The following is a 16,465-nucleotide window of genomic DNA, read 5'->3' on the forward strand; positions in this document are numbered from 1 at the left end:
CTCGCTCACAGCTTCGGCGCTATCTCTTCGTTCCAGATGCGTGTCCGGTCCTCCTGCGACATGTGGCAGGCGGACCAGTGGCCACCGTCGACCTCGCGGAGGTCCGGCCGCTCGGTGCGGGTGACGTTGCCCTTGGGGACGTCCGCGTACGGGCAGCGCGGGTGGAAGGCGCAGCCGTCGGGGATGTTGATCAGGCTGGGCGGCGAGCCCTTGACCGGGATGAGGCGTTCGGTCTGGTCGCGGTCGATGCGCGGCATCGAGCCCAGGAGGCCCCAGGTGTAGGGGTGCTGCGGCTCGTAGAAGACCTTCTCGGCGGTGCCGCGCTCCACGCAGCGGCCGCCGTACATCACCAGGATGTCGTCGGCGAGTTCGGCGACGACGCCCAGGTCGTGGGTGATGACGATGACGGCGGAGCCGAACTCCTTCTGAAGGTCCCGGATGAGGTCGAGGATCTGCGCCTGGACGGTGACGTCCAGGGCGGTCGTCGGCTCGTCGGCGATGAGGAGTTCGGGGTTGTTGACCAGCGACATGGCGATCATGGCGCGCTGGCGCATGCCGCCGGAGAACTCGTGCGGGTAGCTGTCCACGCGCTGGTCGGGCTGCGGGATGCCGACGCGGTCGAGCATCTCCACGGCCCGCTTGCGGGCGGTCTTCTTGTCCACGTCGTGGTGGATGCGGTACGCCTCGACGATCTGGTGCCCGATGGTGAAGTACGGGTGCAGGGCCGACAGCGGGTCCTGGAAGATCATGGCCATCTCGCGGCCGCGCAGCTTGCGCACCTCGTCCGGCGGGGCCGAGAGCAGGTCGGTGCCCTCGAGCAGGATCTCGCCGGAGATGCGGGCCTTCTGCCGGCCGTACTGGCCGACGGTGTGCAGGCCCATGATGCCCAGCGAGGTCACGGACTTGCCGGAACCGGACTCGCCGACGATGCCGAGCGTCTTGCCCTTCTCCAGCGTGAAGCTGAGCCCGTCGACGGACTTGACCAGGCCGTCCTCGGTGGGGAAGTGCACGTGCAGGTCGCGGACCTCGAGGAAGGACGTCGAGGGGGCGGACGCGGCAGAGCCGGAGAGGGGCTCGCCGACTGTCGCGCCGGTCTTGTTCAGGTCGGTCATCCCAGCCTCACTCGCGGGTCGATCACGCCGTACATCAGGTCCACGACGAGGTTCGCGACGACGACGGCGAGGGCGGTGATCAGCGTGACGCCCAGGATGAGCGGCAGGTCGCGCTGGTCGATGGCCCGCAGCACCGCCTGGCCGAGGCCGGGCAGGCTGAACGTGGTCTCCGTCAGGATCGCGTTGCCCATCAGCATGCCGAGGTCGACGCCCAGCAGGGTGAGGATGGGCGTCATCGTCGACCGCATGGCGTGCTTGCGGATCACGACGGGTTCGCGGACGCCCTTGGCGCGGGCGGTGCGGATGTAGTCCTCGCCCATCACCTCGAGCATGGTGGCGCGGGTGAGGCGGGCGTACATGGCGCCGAAGAGGAAGGCCAGCGTCACCCAGGGGAGGACCATGCCGCTGAACCAGGCGGTGAAGCTGTCCTCGAGCGGGGTGTAGTCGCGGCGTACCCAGCCGAGGCTGCCGGCGAAGACCGCGAGCGAGATGAGGCCGGTGAAGTAGATGGGGAGCGAGACGCCGCCGAGGGCGAAGACCATGGCGCCGCGGTCCCAGAGGGTGCCGCGCTTGAGGGCCGAGAGCACGCCGGCGCCGAGCCCGATGATCATCCACAGCACGGCCGCGCCGATGGCCAGGGCGAAGGTGACCGGGAACCGGTCGGTGAGCTGGGGCCAGATCGCCTGCTCGGTGTTGAAGGAGTAGCCGAAGCACGGGGCGGGGCAGTGGGTCACCGAGCCGCCGCCGACGTAGTCGCGGCCGACGAGGATGCCTTTGAAGAACTCGAAGACCTGCACCAGGATCGGATCGCCGAGCTGGAGCTTCTCCCGGACCCCCTCCAGTGCCGCCTGGTCGGTCACCTTGCCGACGTACATCGTGGCCGGGTCGATTCCCGTCCACTTCGGGATGAGGAAGAAGATGCTGAAAACCGCCAGTACGACGACGACCAGCAACACTACGGCGGCGAACAACCGCCTGATGAGATAAGTGAGCACTGCTCTCGGCCCGGGGCGGCCCGGCGGCCCCGGAGATGATCCGGGGCTCGCCGGGCCGCCAGCACGGCCCTCACCTGCCCTTCGTGCCTAGCGGCGGGTGTGCCGGTCGGTTACTTGACGCCAACAGAGGAGAAGTCGTACTGCCCGCTGTAGGCGTAGGTGGAGTAGACGTTCGTCGCGCGGTCCGAACGCCAGGTCAGGATCTTCTCGAAGGTGAAGGGCAGGTAGTACGCGCCCTCCATCACCTTGGTGTTGATGGACTCGGCGATCTTCGTCTTCTCCGCGTCGTCCTGGGAGTCGATGAAGTTCTCGAAGGCCTGGTCGATCTCCGGCTCGTCGATCATGGCGAAGTTGTTGTTGCCGTTGTCCAGGATGTAGTCGCTGTGCCACAGCGGCATGCCGTAGCCCTGGACGGTGTTGAAGTCCGGACCCCAGCCCATAATGATGATGCCGTAGCCCTTGTTCTTCACCACGTCGGGGTTGCCGATGATGCCGGAGGTCTGGGCACCGTCGTACTGCGAGATGCTGGCCTCGATGCCGACCTCGGCGAGGGAGGCCTGCAGCGCCTCGGCGGAGTCGACCTCGACCGGCTTGTTGTTGCGGACCGCGATCTTGGTCTTGAAGCCGTTCGGCTTACCGCACTTCTTCAGCTCTTCCTTGGCCATCTTCACGTTGGCCGCGCCGTCGTTCTTGGCCAGGCCGTAGATGTCGAAGTCCTTGTCGGAGCCCGGCACCATCGGGGGGAGCATGTTGGTGCCGATGTCGCCGCCGGCGATCGGGCCGCCGCGGGCGGTCTGGATCGACTTGTGGTCGGCGCCGTAGATGGCGGCCTTCCGGCAGTGGATGTTGTCGAACGGCTTCACGTGCTGCGGGAAGACGGCGTAGCGGATGTAACCCATGGTCGGGTTGTCCACGTTCGCCTCGTGGTCCTGCAGCGCGTTGGCGCGGCCGGCCGGGCTCAGGCCGGTGCCGTTGAGGTCCAGGTCGTAGTTGCCGGCGATCAGGCGCTTGTCCATCTCGTTGGCGTTGGTGATCAGGTCGACCGTGATCTTGTCCGGCAGCGCCTTGCGGACGGTGTCGCTGGCGCGCTCCCACTCACTGTTGCGCACCAGGACGATGCTCTTGTTCGGCTCGTAGTTCTCGAACTTGTACGGGCCGTTGGAGAACGGGTTCTGGCCGTACTTGGACCGGGTGTCCTTGTCCTCGCGGACCGGGGACGCCGACGGCATCGCCAGCATCTCCTCGAAGTCGCTGTTGGCCTTCGGGAGGTTGAAGACGATGGTCTTGTCGTCCGGCGTCTCGATGCCGGCGAAGCCGTCCTTGTCCTTGTACGGGCCCTCGAACTCACCGTCGGGGTCCATGGTCTGCTTGATGTAGACCGGACCGCCGGGCAGCACGCTCTGCGCCCACTGGCGCTCGATGCCGTACTTGACGTCCATCGAGGTGACGGGCTTGCCGTCCTGCCACTTGACGTCGTCCTTGAGCGTGTACGTGTAGGTCTTGCCGTCGTCGGAGACCTCGGCCAGGCCCTTCGCCAGGTCCGGCTTCAGCTCCAGGCCCTTCTCGCCGGGTGCGGCGGCCGGGGTGACGAGCTGGCGGGTGTAGTACCGCATGAAGTTCCACGCGAAGCCGTAGTAACCGCGCGTGGTGTCCCAGGAGTCGGCGTCCTGGGTACCGATGAACTTCAGTGTGCCGCCCTTGGCGTCGGACGCGTTGGCGACCTTGCCGACACCGGCGTTGCGGCCCGCGCCCTCGCTGCCGCCGCCCTCGTCGCCGCTGCCGCCGCCACAGGCGGCCGTGGAGAGCAGCGCCGCGACGACGGCGGCCGAGGCGGCTGCCCGCCGCCGGCTCGATGTGCGTAGGAATCTCACGATGCGCATCCTCCGTGGTGATGGCGGCCCGTACGGGTGAGGGGCCGTGGGTGATACATGGGGGGTCAGCGGGATCCCTTCGGGTCGAGGGCGTCGCGGACGCCGTCGCCGAAGAGGTTGAAGGCGAGCACGGTGATGAAGATGGCCACACCGGGCACCACCATGAACATCGGGTCCTGCTCGTAGTAGTCGATGGCGGAGGAGAGCATCTGCCCCCAGGACGCCGTCGGCGGTTTCACACCGGCGCCCAGGAAGCTGAGGGCGGCCTCGGTGAGGATGTTGGTCGGGATGATCAGCGTGGTGTAGACGGTGATCGGCGCGATCAGGTTCGGCAGCAGTTCCTTGAAGAGGATGTAGCGCCGGCCGGCACCGAGGCTCTGCGCGGCCTCGACGTACTCGCGCTCGCGCAGCGAGAGGGTCTGGCCGCGGACGATGCGGCCGATGTAGGGCCAGCCGAAGAAGCCGATCACCAGCACCATGACGAACAGCCGGACGCCGGTGCCCTCCAGGCCGAGGAGCTGGTCGGGCATGACGGCGATGAGCGAGATGATGAAGAGGAGCTGCGGGAAGGCCAGCAGGATGTCCATGACGCGGCTGATCAGGGCGTCGATCCAGCCGCCGAAGTAGCCGGCGAGGATGCCCATCACGGTGCCGACGATCACCGCGACCATGGCGGACAGGAAGCCGACCAGCAGGGAGACGCGGGCGCCGTAGACGATGCGCACGAAGACGTCGCGGCCGTTGACCGGCTCGACGCCCAGCAGGTGCTCGGAGCTGATGCCGCCCAGCGAGCCGGTCGGGGTGCCGAACAGCGGGTCGATCAGGTCCTGGTGGTATTTGTACGGGTCCTGGCCGACCAGGCCGGCTATCAGGGGCGCGAAGATCGCCACCAGCACGAGGAACAGCACCGTGAAGCCGCCGGCGAGGGCGAGCTTGTCCCGCTTCAGGCGATTCCAGGCGATTCTGCCCAGCGAACGCCCCTCCACGTCCTTCTTCGGCGTGTCAGCGGCAACCGCGGTCTCGTCGGCTTCCTCGGCCGTGACCGTGTCGTGCAGTGGTGCCGTCATCGTGGTGAGGACCCCTCTCGACCGGTGGTGACCGGCCCACGCCCGCCGCGGTAGCGGCTCTTGTACTGCTGTTCGCTTCGGAGGCCGTCGGGCCTCATGGCTCGGGAGTCTTCATCGGGGCTGCGATCACCCGCCAGGGTTCACCGGGAAAGGATGCGCAACTGTGATGTGCCGCACCCGGCGCCGGTATCCGGACGCATGGACTCCGTCAGCGGTACGAAGGATGCCGTTCTGCCCGCTTCCGCGTGCGTTTGCACGGGCGTTTGCGCGAATCGCGCGTCAGTACGCGCGGGGGTACCCCTGTGCGGACGCCGCGCCGCCGCCGGTGACGCCCCCGGGGGCCGCGCCGGCGTGCGCGTCACGGTCGAAGAACGGGCGGGAGTTGGCGCGCAGCCACATCGCCACGGGGTCGTAGTCGTCGGCCATCGCGACACTGGACACCGCGAGCCCGTCCGGCACCGCGCCGACGGACTGGCGCACCATCAGCCGCACGTCCTCGGCGGCGCGGTCGCCGTCCTCGTACAGGTCGTGGCCGATGGCCAGATACGGCGCCCCCATCGCGGGCTGCACCCAGGCGCGGCGGAGTGCGCGGATGTTGGGCGTGCGGTGCGCGTTCTGCGCGAGGAGCGCGTAGAACTGCGGAAGTTCGAGGGTGGGTTCGCTGATCCGCAGGGGGCCGGCGGGCACCTGGTCGAGACCGGTGGCGATGCGGCGCAGGTCGAGCCAGGGGATGCCGACACCGCCGCCGGGAGCGTGCGGATTCAGCCAGACGCCCCAGCGCTGCCGGTAGAGGGTGGCGGCGACACGGCGGCCGGTGACCACCTCGTGCGCCCGGGTCCAGCCGGAGGCGGCGAGCTCCTGGGGGGAGGTGACGCAGGGGGCGTAGCCGTACCCGTCGACGTCCATGTTCCCGTACTGCGCGTCGTGCGAGCCGGAGGTGCCCTGCCAGAGCAGCATCCACAGCTGGCCGTCGGCGAGGGCGTGCAGCAGAGCCTCGTAGGTGTCGAACCGGTCGGGCGACACCTGGCGCAGTAGCTGTTCGACACATTCACCCGAACCGGAACTCGCGCTCACGAGGCCGCCCCCTTGTCTTGTGGTCATCTCTCGCCGGTGGTCCTCCCGGCCGGGCGCCGCTTGCCCGTACCCATCCAACCAGCTTACGAGTCGGCCCTGACGTAGAAGGGGCGCACACACTGGCGCATCCACTCGACCACCGGGTCCTCGGCGGCGTCCAGCAGCACCAGCTGGACCGGCCACTTCACCGGCACCTGCTCCAGCGCACGGGCCAGTGCGTCGTGCGCGGCCTGCCTCGACTCCGGCTCCAGGAGGTCGAGTTCGACGCCGACGTACAGGGCGGGCGGATCACCCTCGGCGCTGGCGAGCGCCCGGCGCGCGGTGCGCACCGGGGCGACGACGGCGAACTCCCCCGCAGCGGCGGCGAGGAAGTCCACCGGCTCGTCCTGCCAGTCCGGCTCGAACAGCCGCATCCGCGCGCCGCCGGAGACGCCGGTGAGCCGTTCCGCGGGGGTGTTCCGGCAGAGCTGGGCGACGGCCTCCGGCGGCACCGGGGCGCCGACGGTCCCCTCCGGGTTGACCGCGATGCCCACCTGCGGGGGCAGGCCGCGGGCGAACTCCCGCACCGGAGCGATGGCGAAGGACACGTGGGCGCCGACGACCTGGAGGTACTGCTGCTCCGAGCTGAAGACCGGGACGTACGGGGCGCCGTCGAGTTCGACCGTGGGCACGTTCAGGTCGCTGTTCTGCGGTCCTCCGCCCTCCGGCAGCGGCACCCAGACGCTGCTCCGCGCGAGGACCTCCAGCAGCCGTGCGCCCGCGCCGGGGGTGCCGAGCGCGGCAGCGAGGGTCTCCTCCAGCTCGTTGCCGGGCCAGCCTCCGCCGTGGCCGGGCCCGTACTGCTGCGGCTGCTGAGGCTGCTGCGGAATGGTCATACGGTCACCCTAGCGTCGCCTTCCGGCCTCGACGCCCCTCCGGTGCCGCTCCCCTTCCGGCCCGCAGGGGGGTGCGGGGGAACCACCGCCCACCTGCGGCGCTCACCCGAACGGTCACGGATCGCGACCGCCCGGTTGCGGGCCGCACACATCCGGCGAAATCTGGATCCCGCCCCATCGCGCATATTCGAGAGGAATCGTCCCCATGCGTGTCAACAAGACGGTATCCGCCGTGCTCGCCACCACCTTCGCCGGCGCGGTCGCGCTCGGCGGCGTCACCGCCGCCACGGCTTTCGCCGCGGACGAGCCTCGCCCGCAGGCCGCCCAGCAGGCCCCGCTGCCCAAGGCCCAGGAGCTCCAGCAGCAGACCCGCGTGCTCGGCGAGACCGGCGACGTCCTGAACCCCGTGGCCGAGCTGATCGACTCGGTGCTCAACGCCCCCGAGGGCCGGCTGTCCCAGCGCGAGGCCGACCGGCACGCGAAGGCCGTCCAGGAGGCCCTGGCCCCGCTGCAGGCCCAGCAGTCCCGGAACTCCTCGGACCGCGCCCCCCGCGCGAACCTGACCGCGCGCGCCGCGGTCGCGCTGGAGGCCCAGGTCGACGAGCTGCTGCAGGCCGCCGAATCCGGCAACCAGCGCCGCATCGCCAAGGAGGCGGAGGCCACCGTCCAGGCCACCGTCAACGTGATGGCCGCCGTCGTCGCGGACGGCGAGCTGCCCGCCCCGGACATGAACGGCGTGTCGCAGCCGCAGGACGCCGCGCCGAACGCCCAGCGCGACGAGCAGGACGCCCAGGAGGAGGGTCCGCAGCTCGCGGAGAACCGCCTCGCCCCGGGCGACGCCGAACTGGAGATGCTCCCCGGCGACGCGGAGCAGGAGCTGCTTCCCCAGGAGTAAGCCCGACTCCTCCGCCGGGACGCGCCGCACAGTGTCCTCGTACGTGGCCCGCCGCCCCCTCCGGGGACGGCGGGCCACGTGCTGTGCGGGCGGCGGCTTCTGCCGGCGCCGGACGGCGGGTGCGCCACGACGGCGCGGTCGCGGCGACACGGCGACGACCACGCGCGCCGTACCCGCCGCCGCAGGCCCGTCGCGGGACCGTCGCGGACCTTCGCGGACCTTCGCGGGGCCCGTCGTGGCCGGTGCGGCAGGGCGCACGGACGGCGCCGTTCCGTACGGAAACGCAGCCCGCCGTACGTCCCCGGTCCTGCTCGCGCCGCCGGGCAGGACCGGGGACGGCCGGGGGCGTACGTCCCCGGTGCCGATGGCATGCGTCGGGCGACGGGGACGGGGCCGGAACGGGCCTGCGGCGGGTGGCGCGGGGCGCGGGTGCCCCCGCACGAACGCGCCACAGGGCTCCGGGCCGGGGCCGGGCTATTCGAAGGCGACCGAGAGGAGGGCCGCCGCGGCGTCGCGGTCCAGGAGGACCACGGAGGCGCAGCCGTCCGGGAGGCGCCCGGCCTCCACGTCGGCGAGCAGGCGGCCCAGGGCCCGCCGGTGGCGGGCGAAGGCGTAGCGCGAGACCGTGCGGCCGCGCTCGGTCTGCCCGGCGAGCGCGACGGGCGGCGGCACGTCGAGCACCACGAGGTGCAGGCCGCGACCACGGCGCCGGGCGTCGGCCGCCAGCCAGCGCCGCACCCAGCTCTGCGTGCCGCAGTCGTGCACCACCACACTGCCGCCGGAGGCCAGCGAACGCCGCAATCCTGCGTAGTGCGCGGCGCGGGCGAAGGGCCGGTAGAGCCCGTACGGCAGCCGCTGCGGCAGCCGCCGCTGCCAGCGCTCCCGGGTGTCCTGGGAGTCGATGCGGGCCACCGCCCCGGTGCCGACGACGGTGCGGGCGATCAGCGTGGACTTCCCGCTGCCGGGCAGACCGGACACGACGACCAGGTCGCCCGCCGGGAAGCGGAGCGTGCCGGCCGCGGCCGTGCCGCGGAGGTCGCGGCCGGCGGCCGCGGGCACCACCGGCGCCGGGACCCCGGCCCCCACCGCCGTCGCATATGCGCTGCGCAGACTCTCCACCCGCGGCCTCCCCTTCCGGTGCCGCTGACGCGCGGCGCTCTTGAGCGGCATACCCCCAGAGAGTGTCAAGAATAGGTAACGAGCGGCAAGGAGATTCCCGGGCATGCCCGGCCTGCGGGACACGGACCGGCCCGCGGATCGCTTTCGCAGGTGGGCCACCGAGCGGTCCCCCGTGACCGGCGGCGCATGTGCGCGGTCCACCCGCGCACGCCCCGGACCCCGCCGTCCCGTGGCGGGGCGTGGCGGCGCGGCCACCCCTCGCGGTCGCGGCGCGGCGCCGGGCGGGCGCGGAGGAATCGGGCCGCGCCCGCAGGGGTCGCCGTGGGCGGGGGCGTGCAATGATGGCCCCCGAACTCCATACCGGCCGCTTGAATCCGCGCGGGAGAGTTCCCGCCCGTGGTCCGCTGGGCACACGGGTCGGGACGCCGAAGGAGCAAGATCCTCCCTTGAATCTCTCAGGCCCCGATACCGCGCAGGACGAGGCAGATCTGAAAAGCGGGCCGCGGCGTGCCGCCGCAGCCCCACCCAAGGTGCAAGCCGCCGCCCTGCCGGGCTCGTGGCGAACCTCTCAGGTTCCGATGACAGATGGGGAGGACATCCGTGTCACCAGCCTTGGGAGCCCCACATGAGCACGACATCCGGTACCCCGCCGCGCACGACCGCGCTCGACGCCGTGCACCGCGAGCTCGGTGCGACCATGACCGACTTCGCGGGCTGGGACATGCCGCTGCGCTACGGCAGCGAGCGTGACGAGCACCAGGCGGTGCGTACCCGCGCCGGGCTGTTCGACCTCTCCCACATGGGCGAGATCACCGTCACCGGACCGCAGGCCGGTGAGCTGCTGGACTACGCGCTGGTCGGGTACCTGTCGAAGCTCAGGGCCGGCCGGGCCCGCTACACCCACATCTGCGACGAGAACGGCGGCATCCTCGACGACCTGATCGTCTACCGCACCGGCGAGGCGGAGTTCATGGTCGTCGCCAACGCCTCGAACGCGCAGACCGTGCTGGACGCGCTCGTCGCCCGCCAGGCCGGTTTCGACGCGGCCGTGCGCGACGACCGGGACGCGTACGCGCTGATCGCCGTGCAGGGTCCCGCGTCCGCGGGCATCCTCGGCCGGGTCACCGACGCCGACCTGGACGGCCTGAAGTACTACGCCGGGCTGCCCGGCACCGTGGCCGGGGTGCAGGCGCTCATCGCACGCACCGGTTACACCGGCGAGGACGGCTTCGAGCTGTTCGTCTCCACCGCCGACGCCGTGACCGTGTGGCAGGCGCTGACGGCCGCGGGCGAGGACGCCGGCCTGGTGCCGTGCGGGCTGAGCTGCCGCGACACCCTCCGTCTGGAGGCCGGCATGCCCCTGTACGGCAACGAACTGACGACCTCCACCACCCCGTTCGACGCCGGCATGGGCCGGATCGTGAAGTTCGAGAAGACGACGAACGAGGGCCGCTTCGTGGGCCGCGAGCCGCTGGAGGCCGCCGCGAAGCAGGCGGAGACCGCGCCGCCGCGCAAGCTCGTCGGCCTGGTCGCGACCGGCCGCCGGGTGCCGCGCGCCGGGTACCCGGTGGTCTCCGCCGCCGACGGTACGGTGATCGGCGAGGTCACCTCCGGGGCGCCCTCCCCCACTCTGGGCAAGCCCGTCGCGATCGCCTACGTGGACGCGGCGCACGCCGAGCCCGGCACCGAGGGCGTCGCGGTGGACATCCGCGGCAGCCACGAGTCGTACGACGTCGTCGCGCTGCCGTTCTACAAGCGCGAGAAGTGAGCGCCGGGCCGCAGCCCGCGGCCCCGCCCCCGTCTCAGCATCCGCACCCTTCCGCCCGCACACAGCGTCCTTCCAGGAGAATCGCACCATGAGCAACCCCCAGCAGCTGCGTTACAGCAAGGAGCACGAGTGGCTGTCGGACGCCGAGGACGGCGTCTCGACGGTCGGCATCACCTCGCACGCCGCCGATGCGCTCGGCGACGTCGTGTACGTGCAGCTCCCCGAGGTCGGCGACACCGTGTCCGCGGGCGAAACCTGCGGCGAGCTGGAGTCGACGAAGTCGGTCAGCGACCTGTACGCCCCCGTGACCGGCGAGATCACCGAGATCAACCAGGACGTCGTGGACGACCCGTCGCTGGTGAACTCCGCTCCCTTCGAGGGCGGCTGGCTGTTCAAGGTGAAGCTCGACGGCGAGCCGGAGGACCTGCTCTCCGCCGACGAGTACGCCTCCTTCACCTCGGGCAGCTGAGGCCCGCACCGGGCTCGCCCGCCGAGCACCGCCCTTTCCCCGGAAGGACCCAGGACTCCAGATGTCTCTTCTGAACAGCTCCCTGCACGAGGTGGACCCGGACGTCGCCGCCGCCGTCGACGCCGAACTCCACCGCCAGCAGTCCACCCTCGAGATGATCGCGTCGGAGAACTTCGCTCCGGTCGCCGCGCTCGAGGCGCAGGGCTCCGTGCTGACCAACAAGTACGCCGAGGGCTACCCGGGCCGCCGCTACTACGGCGGCTGCGAGCACGTCGACGTCGTCGAACGGCTCGCCCGAGACCGGATCAAGGAACTCTTCGGCGCCGAGGCCGCCAACGTGCAGCCGCACTCCGGCGCCTCCGCGAACGCCGCGGCGATGTTCGCGCTGCTCAAGCCGGGCGACACCATCATGGGCCTGGACCTGGCCCACGGCGGTCACCTGACCCACGGCATGAAGATCAACTTCTCCGGCAAGCTCTACAACGTGGTCGCCTACCACGTCGACGAGAAGACCAGCCAGGTCGACATGGACGAGGTCGAGCAGCTCGCCAAGGAGCACCGGCCGCAGATGATCGTCGCCGGCTGGTCCGCGTACCCGCGGCAGCTCGACTTCGCCGCCTTCCGCCGCATCGCCGACGAGGTCGGCGCGCTGCTGATGGTCGACATGGCGCACTTCGCCGGCCTGGTCGCCGCCGGGCTCCACCCGTCGCCCGTGCCGTACGCCGACGTGGTCACCACCACCACGCACAAGACGCTCGGCGGCCCGCGCGGCGGCGTGATCCTGTCCAAGAAGGACTTCGCCAAGAAGATCAACTCGGCGGTGTTCCCCGGTCAGCAGGGCGGCCCGCTGGAGCACGTGATCGCGGCCAAGGCCGTGTCGTTCAAGATCGCGGCGAGCGAGGAGTTCAAGGAGCGCCAGCAGCGCACCCTGGACGGCGCCCGCATCCTCGCCGAGCGCCTGCTCCAGCAGGACGCGGTCGACGCCGGCGTGTCCGTGCTCTCCGGCGGCACCGACGTGCACCTGGTCCTCGTCGACCTGCGGCACAGCGACCTGGACGGCCAGCAGGCCGAGGACCGCCTCCACGAGGTCGGCATCACCGTCAACCGCAACGCGGTGCCGAACGACCCGCGCCCCCCGATGGTCACCTCCGGCCTGCGCATCGGCACCCCGGCGCTGGCCACCCGCGGCTTCCAGGCGGACGACTTCCGCGAGGTCGCCGACGTCATCGCCGAGGCGCTCAAGCCCGGCTTCGACGACGGCAAGGCCCAGGCGCTGAAGGCCCGCGTCAGCGCGCTGGCCGCGAAGCACCCGCTCTACCCGGGTCTGAACAAGTAGCACCACGGCGGGCCCGCGCCGGCGACCCCGGCGCGGGCCCGTCCACCCCCAACGGACAAGGGAGTCCGCCCACCATGGCCATCTCCGTCTTCGACCTCTTCTCCATCGGCATCGGCCCCTCCAGCTCGCACACGGTCGGCCCGATGCGCGCGGCCCGCATGTTCGCCCGCCGCCTCAAGAACGAGGGCGTCCTCGCACAGACCACCTCCGTGCGGGCGGAACTCTTCGGCTCCCTCGGCGCGACCGGCCACGGCCACGGCACTCCCAAGGCCGTACTCCTCGGCCTGGAGGGCCACTCCCCCGCCACCGTGGACGTCGAGCAGGCCGACGCCTGGGTGCAGCGCATCCGCCACGACGGCCGGCTCCGCCTCCTCGCCGCCGAGATAGGCGACGCGCACGAGATCGCGTTCGACGAGTCGAAGGAACTGATCCTCCACCGCCGCCGCTCCCTCCCGTACCACGCCAACGGCATGACGCTGTGCGCCTACGACGAGGACGGCGCCCCCCTGCTGGAGAAGACCTACTACTCGGTCGGCGGCGGCTTCGTCGTCGACGAGGACGCCGTCGGCGAGGACCGCATCAAGCTGGACGACACCGAGCTGCGGTACCCGTTCCGCACCGGCGACGAACTGCTGCGCCTGACGCAGGAGACCGGCCTGTCCATCTCCGCGCTGATGCTGGAGAACGAGAAGGCCTGGCGCACCGAGGCCGAGATCCGCGAAGGGCTGCTGGAGATCTGGCGCGTGATGCAGGCGTGCGTCGCGCGCGGGCTCGCTCAGGAGGGCATCCTCCCCGGCGGCCTCAAGGTCCGCCGCCGCGCCGCGACCTCCGCGCGCCAGCTGCGCGCCGAGCGCAACGCCGAAGCGCACGCCATGGAGTGGGTCACCCTCTACGCCATGGCCGTCAACGAGGAGAACGCCGCGGGCGGCCGCGTCGTCACTGCCCCGACGAACGGCGCGGCCGGCATCATCCCGGCCGTCCTGCACTACGCGATGAACTTCGTCCCCGGCACCGATGACGAAACGGTTGTGCGCTTCCTGCTGGCGGCCGGCGCCATCGGCATGCTCTTCAAGGAGAACGCCTCCATCTCCGGCGCCGAGGTCGGCTGCCAGGGCGAGGTCGGCTCGGCCTGCTCCATGGCCGCCGGCGGCCTCGCCGAAATCCTCGGCGGCTCCCCCGAACAGGTCGAGAACGCCGCCGAGATCGGCATCGAGCACAACCTCGGCCTCACCTGCGACCCGGTCGGCGGCCTCGTCCAGATCCCCTGCATCGAGCGCAACGGCATGGCGTCGGTCAAGGCCGTCACCGCCGCGCGCATGTCCCTGCGGGGCGACGGCCGCCACCACGTCTCGCTGGACAAGGCCATCAAGACGATGAAGGACACCGGCGCCGACATGAAGGTCAAGTACAAGGAGACCGCCCGCGGCGGCCTCGCCGTCAACGTCATCGAGTGCTGAGGGCTTGGGTCGCGGGGACCGCAGCCGCTCTCGCCGGGCTGCGGTTCCTCCCGGGCCGCAGTCCGACCGGCCACGGCCTTCTCCGCCTTCCGTGGACGGAGCCGATCCGGAGCCCCGCGCCAAGCGGGAGAAGTACCCCACCGGAGATGGGTCCGGCGTACCCGCCCGCGAGACCGGCGCTTCGCGGTACACGGATCACGACGAGCTGAAGTACCCCCTGCGCGCTCCCTGGAGAAGTACCCGCCCTTCGTATGCAACGTCTACATCGTGACGGGCGGGCAGACACCGCGCCGGCTGAACGACGTGCACACGCCTCCGGAGCAGCAGGAGGCCGTTGCTGCGAGGATCGGGGGCTTCCTGGAGGGCTACTTCCCCTTTCCGAGCCGGCTCGAGCGCTGAGTCAGCATCATGGGGCGTCAGGGCGTGTGCCAGTGGCCGGTGAGGGCGGTGGCGGTGAAGCCGGGGCCGTAGGCGAGGAGGAGGCCGGGGGCGCCGGGCGGGGGCGGGTCGTCGTGGTGTCGGGCGAGGACGTCGAGGACGGCGGCGCCGCCGAGGTTGCCGCGTTCACGGAGGCTGTGCCAGGAGTGGCGGAGGTCGCGTTCGGCGTCGAGGCCGAGGGCTGCGGCCGTGTCGGTGAGGATGCGCGGTCCGCCGGGGTGGACGACGGCCCACGCGGAGGCGGGGTGGGTGTCGAGCCAGGGCCGCAGGTGGGGCAGGACGTCGCCGGTGGCGGTGAGCGCGGCGCCGGTGGAGTCGAAGTGGAGGCCGCCGGCGTCGAGTCGGCCGCGGTAGCGGTCGGTGCTGTGGGGCAGCAGGATCTCGGTGTGGTCGGTGACGGCGAAGCCCGGGCCGGCCGGTGCGCGGGTGACGAGGGTGGCGGCGGCGGAGTCGCCGAACAGCGCCTTGTAGATCATGGCTTCGAGCGTGGTGTCGGCGTGCTGGTAGACGGTGCTCAGCGTCTCGGCGACGACCACCAGGACCGTTTCGGCGCGGCCGGTGCGCAGGAGGTCCGCGGCGCGGGCGAGGGCGTGCGCGCCGCCGACGCAGCCGAGGCTGCCCATGGGGACGCGGGCGGCGTCGGGGCGGAGTCCGAACGCGTTGCAGAGCGCCACGTCGAGACCGGGGGAGGTCCAGGAGGTGGTGTGGCTGGTGACGACGGCGTCCACGCGGGAGGGGTCGGTGCCGGTGCGGTCCAGCAGGCGGGAGACGGCCGGCACGGCGTGGTCCCGGGCGTCCTCGTAGGCCTGCCGGTTGCGTGCGGCGATCTCGGTCGTGCCGGTGACCTCGGGCAGCGGGCGCATGAACCGACGGCGTTCGACGCCGAGGCGGGATATCACGCGCCGGATGGCCGCGAGCTTGGGGTGCCCGGGGTGTCTCGCCGTGATGTCGGCGAGGATCTGGTCCGTGGTCACCTCGTGCGCGGGTACGGCGACCTCGGGCCGGGCCGAGTACGCGACCGTCATGTTCCCCCCAGCTTCGGAGCCCGTGGCGGGCGAAGCGAATGTACCGGCACTCCGGTTCGAGCGTAGGGAGAACCGGGGCCGAGGGGAACACCGCCCTGGGCTCAGGAAGGGGCCGGAACGGGGGCGGCGGGGCCGGGGGTGAAGTGGACGACCATGAAGCGGGCGCCCGCGGCGGCGATCAGGTTGGCGGCGCCGATGTGGGCGTGGCCGGGGCCGAGGCGAGGGTGGTGGAGGGGACGTACGTCGCCGTCGGGGTGCATCTCGGCGCGGGGGTCGCGCCGGTAGAGCGGGCCGGCGACCGGGTCGTCCATCACCTCGTGCACGATGCGGGTGAGCGTGTGCTGGTAGGGGCGGGCGGCGTGCGCGATGCGGAGTTGCGACATGACGGCCGGGGCCCACGCGGTCTCCCAGTCGACCAGGGTGCGTCCGCGTGCCTCGTCGTCGAGCAGCATCCAGCGGAGGACGTTGCTCGGCGGCCGTGCGCCGGGGAAGAGTTCGGTGAACGCGGGGTTGTGGCCGAGCAGGGTCCAGTCGCCGCTGATGATGTAGGCCATGCTGGCCAGTTCGCCGCAGATGCGGTGCCACACCTGGGGGATGTGGGTGTCCGCGTGCGGGTCGAGGACGTCCGGCGGCTCCTGGCCGAGCGCGTAGGCCCACAGTTCCCGCCATTCGGTCGCGGTGAGTTCCAGGGCGCGGCCGACGCCTTCGAGGAGTTCGCGGGAGGGGCGCTGGATCTTTCCGCGTTCCAGCCGGGCGTACGTGTCGGGGCGGGCGGCGAGCAGGGTGTCCATGTCGTTCTGGGTGAGGCCCTCGGCGTGCCGTCCGCGGGGGTCCGCGGGGGCGGTGAGCCCCACCTGTTCGGGTGACACGCGGGCGCGCGCGGCGCGGAGAAGGTTCTGCAGTTTCTCGGGCTGACCTGCACGTTTCATGTTCCGTCCCTTCTCGGCCTTTCCCTGACATTATT

Annotated in this window: 15 protein-coding genes and 1 riboswitch; of the genes, 6 read left to right on the forward strand and 9 right to left on the reverse strand. The window is 71.4% G+C overall.

Annotated elements, in window-relative coordinates:
- Positions 1 to 5: 5 nt before the first annotated feature.
- From K304_RS0124805 to K304_RS0124830, 6 genes are all read right to left on the reverse strand, one after another.
- A complete protein-coding gene (locus tag K304_RS0124805; protein WP_027765910.1) occupies positions 6 to 1,112 on the reverse strand; it encodes an ABC transporter ATP-binding protein in 1,107 nt (368 codons plus the stop codon).
- The gene (locus K304_RS0124810; RefSeq protein WP_027765911.1) at positions 1,109 to 2,107 is read right to left on the reverse strand and encodes an ABC transporter permease; all 999 of its coding nucleotides are present in this window, start codon (positions 2,105 to 2,107) and stop codon (positions 1,109 to 1,111) included. The genes K304_RS0124805 and K304_RS0124810 overlap by 4 nt, the downstream gene beginning before the upstream one ends.
- A gap of 110 nt (positions 2,108 to 2,217) precedes the next feature.
- On the reverse strand, positions 2,218 to 3,987 hold the full coding sequence (locus tag K304_RS0124815) for an ABC transporter substrate-binding protein (protein ID WP_037791968.1): 1,770 nt from the start codon (positions 3,985 to 3,987) through the stop codon (positions 2,218 to 2,220).
- A 56-nt stretch (positions 3,988 to 4,043) separates the two neighbouring features.
- Positions 4,044 to 5,045, reverse strand: coding sequence for an ABC transporter permease (locus K304_RS0124820; protein WP_027765913.1), 1,002 nt, complete (start codon positions 5,043 to 5,045; stop codon positions 4,044 to 4,046).
- A 279-nt stretch (positions 5,046 to 5,324) separates the two neighbouring features.
- Entirely contained in the window at positions 5,325 to 6,146 is an 822-nt protein-coding gene (locus K304_RS0124825; RefSeq protein WP_051308823.1) for an enhanced serine sensitivity protein SseB C-terminal domain-containing protein, read from the reverse strand.
- A gap of 56 nt (positions 6,147 to 6,202) precedes the next feature.
- Positions 6,203 to 6,994, reverse strand: coding sequence for an enhanced serine sensitivity protein SseB (locus tag K304_RS0124830; protein ID WP_027765915.1), 792 nt, complete (start codon positions 6,992 to 6,994; stop codon positions 6,203 to 6,205).
- Positions 6,995 to 7,199: 205 nt separating this feature from the next.
- On the opposite strand from K304_RS0124830, the gene K304_RS0124835 reads away from it, so the two are divergent.
- Complete coding sequence (locus K304_RS0124835) at positions 7,200 to 7,889, forward strand: hypothetical protein (protein WP_027765916.1); 690 nt, start codon at positions 7,200 to 7,202, stop codon at positions 7,887 to 7,889.
- 474 nt (positions 7,890 to 8,363) lie between these two features.
- On the opposite strand, the gene K304_RS31160 is transcribed toward K304_RS0124835, so the two are convergent.
- A complete protein-coding gene (locus tag K304_RS31160; protein ID WP_037791970.1) occupies positions 8,364 to 9,008 on the reverse strand; it encodes an AAA family ATPase in 645 nt (214 codons plus the stop codon).
- A gap of 369 nt (positions 9,009 to 9,377) precedes the next feature.
- Positions 9,378 to 9,489: riboswitch (glycine riboswitch) on the forward strand.
- Positions 9,490 to 9,633: 144 nt separating this feature from the next.
- Between K304_RS31160 and gcvT the strand changes: the two genes are divergently transcribed.
- From gcvT to K304_RS34255, 5 genes are all read left to right on the forward strand, one after another.
- A complete protein-coding gene (gene gcvT, locus K304_RS0124845) occupies positions 9,634 to 10,776 on the forward strand; it encodes a glycine cleavage system aminomethyltransferase GcvT (protein WP_027765917.1) in 1,143 nt (380 codons plus the stop codon).
- Positions 10,777 to 10,864: 88 nt separating this feature from the next.
- Positions 10,865 to 11,245 (forward strand): glycine cleavage system protein GcvH, encoded by a 381-nt coding sequence (gene gcvH, locus K304_RS0124850; RefSeq protein ID WP_027765918.1) that lies wholly within the window; start codon positions 10,865 to 10,867, stop codon positions 11,243 to 11,245.
- 61 nt (positions 11,246 to 11,306) lie between these two features.
- The gene (gene glyA / locus K304_RS0124855; protein ID WP_027765919.1) at positions 11,307 to 12,581 is read left to right on the forward strand and encodes a serine hydroxymethyltransferase; all 1,275 of its coding nucleotides are present in this window, start codon (positions 11,307 to 11,309) and stop codon (positions 12,579 to 12,581) included.
- Between the two features lie 74 nt (positions 12,582 to 12,655).
- The gene (locus K304_RS0124860) at positions 12,656 to 14,038 is read left to right on the forward strand and encodes an L-serine ammonia-lyase (RefSeq protein WP_027765920.1); all 1,383 of its coding nucleotides are present in this window, start codon (positions 12,656 to 12,658) and stop codon (positions 14,036 to 14,038) included.
- A gap of 267 nt (positions 14,039 to 14,305) precedes the next feature.
- Positions 14,306 to 14,437, forward strand: coding sequence for a hypothetical protein (locus K304_RS34255; RefSeq protein ID WP_486591801.1), 132 nt, complete (start codon positions 14,306 to 14,308; stop codon positions 14,435 to 14,437).
- A gap of 17 nt (positions 14,438 to 14,454) precedes the next feature.
- Here K304_RS34255 and K304_RS0124870 read toward each other — a convergent pair whose 3' ends face one another.
- The gene (locus K304_RS0124870; RefSeq protein WP_027765921.1) at positions 14,455 to 15,501 is read right to left on the reverse strand and encodes a hypothetical protein; all 1,047 of its coding nucleotides are present in this window, start codon (positions 15,499 to 15,501) and stop codon (positions 14,455 to 14,457) included.
- Between the two features lie 101 nt (positions 15,502 to 15,602).
- A complete protein-coding gene (locus K304_RS0124875; RefSeq protein ID WP_037791972.1) occupies positions 15,603 to 16,430 on the reverse strand; it encodes a helix-turn-helix domain-containing protein in 828 nt (275 codons plus the stop codon).
- Between the last annotated feature and the right edge of the window lie 35 nt (positions 16,431 to 16,465).

This window comes from Streptomyces sp. CNS606 (genome assembly GCF_000426325.1).

Bases quoted from the DNA above. Each gene is read 5' to 3' on its own strand.
- K304_RS0124830 (WP_027765915.1), bottom strand. From the start codon at position 6,994: ATGACCATTCCGCAGCAGCCTCAGCAGCCGCAGCAGTACGGGCCCGGC.
- gcvH (WP_027765918.1), top strand. From the start codon at position 10,865: ATGAGCAACCCCCAGCAGCTGCGTTACAGCAAGGAGCACGAGTGGCTG.
- K304_RS0124820 (WP_027765913.1), bottom strand. From the start codon at position 5,045: ATGACGGCACCACTGCACGACACGGTCACGGCCGAGGAAGCCGACGAG.
- glyA (WP_027765919.1), top strand. From the start codon at position 11,307: ATGTCTCTTCTGAACAGCTCCCTGCACGAGGTGGACCCGGACGTCGCC.
- K304_RS0124825 (WP_051308823.1), bottom strand. From the start codon at position 6,146: ATGACCACAAGACAAGGGGGCGGCCTCGTGAGCGCGAGTTCCGGTTCG.
- K304_RS0124815 (WP_037791968.1), bottom strand. From the start codon at position 3,987: ATGCGCATCGTGAGATTCCTACGCACATCGAGCCGGCGGCGGGCAGCC.
- K304_RS0124835 (WP_027765916.1), top strand. From the start codon at position 7,200: ATGCGTGTCAACAAGACGGTATCCGCCGTGCTCGCCACCACCTTCGCC.
- K304_RS0124875 (WP_037791972.1), bottom strand. From the start codon at position 16,430: ATGAAACGTGCAGGTCAGCCCGAGAAACTGCAGAACCTTCTCCGCGCC.
- gcvT (WP_027765917.1), top strand. From the start codon at position 9,634: ATGAGCACGACATCCGGTACCCCGCCGCGCACGACCGCGCTCGACGCC.
- K304_RS0124860 (WP_027765920.1), top strand. From the start codon at position 12,656: ATGGCCATCTCCGTCTTCGACCTCTTCTCCATCGGCATCGGCCCCTCC.
- K304_RS0124870 (WP_027765921.1), bottom strand. From the start codon at position 15,501: ATGACGGTCGCGTACTCGGCCCGGCCCGAGGTCGCCGTACCCGCGCAC.
- K304_RS0124805 (WP_027765910.1), bottom strand. From the start codon at position 1,112: ATGACCGACCTGAACAAGACCGGCGCGACAGTCGGCGAGCCCCTCTCC.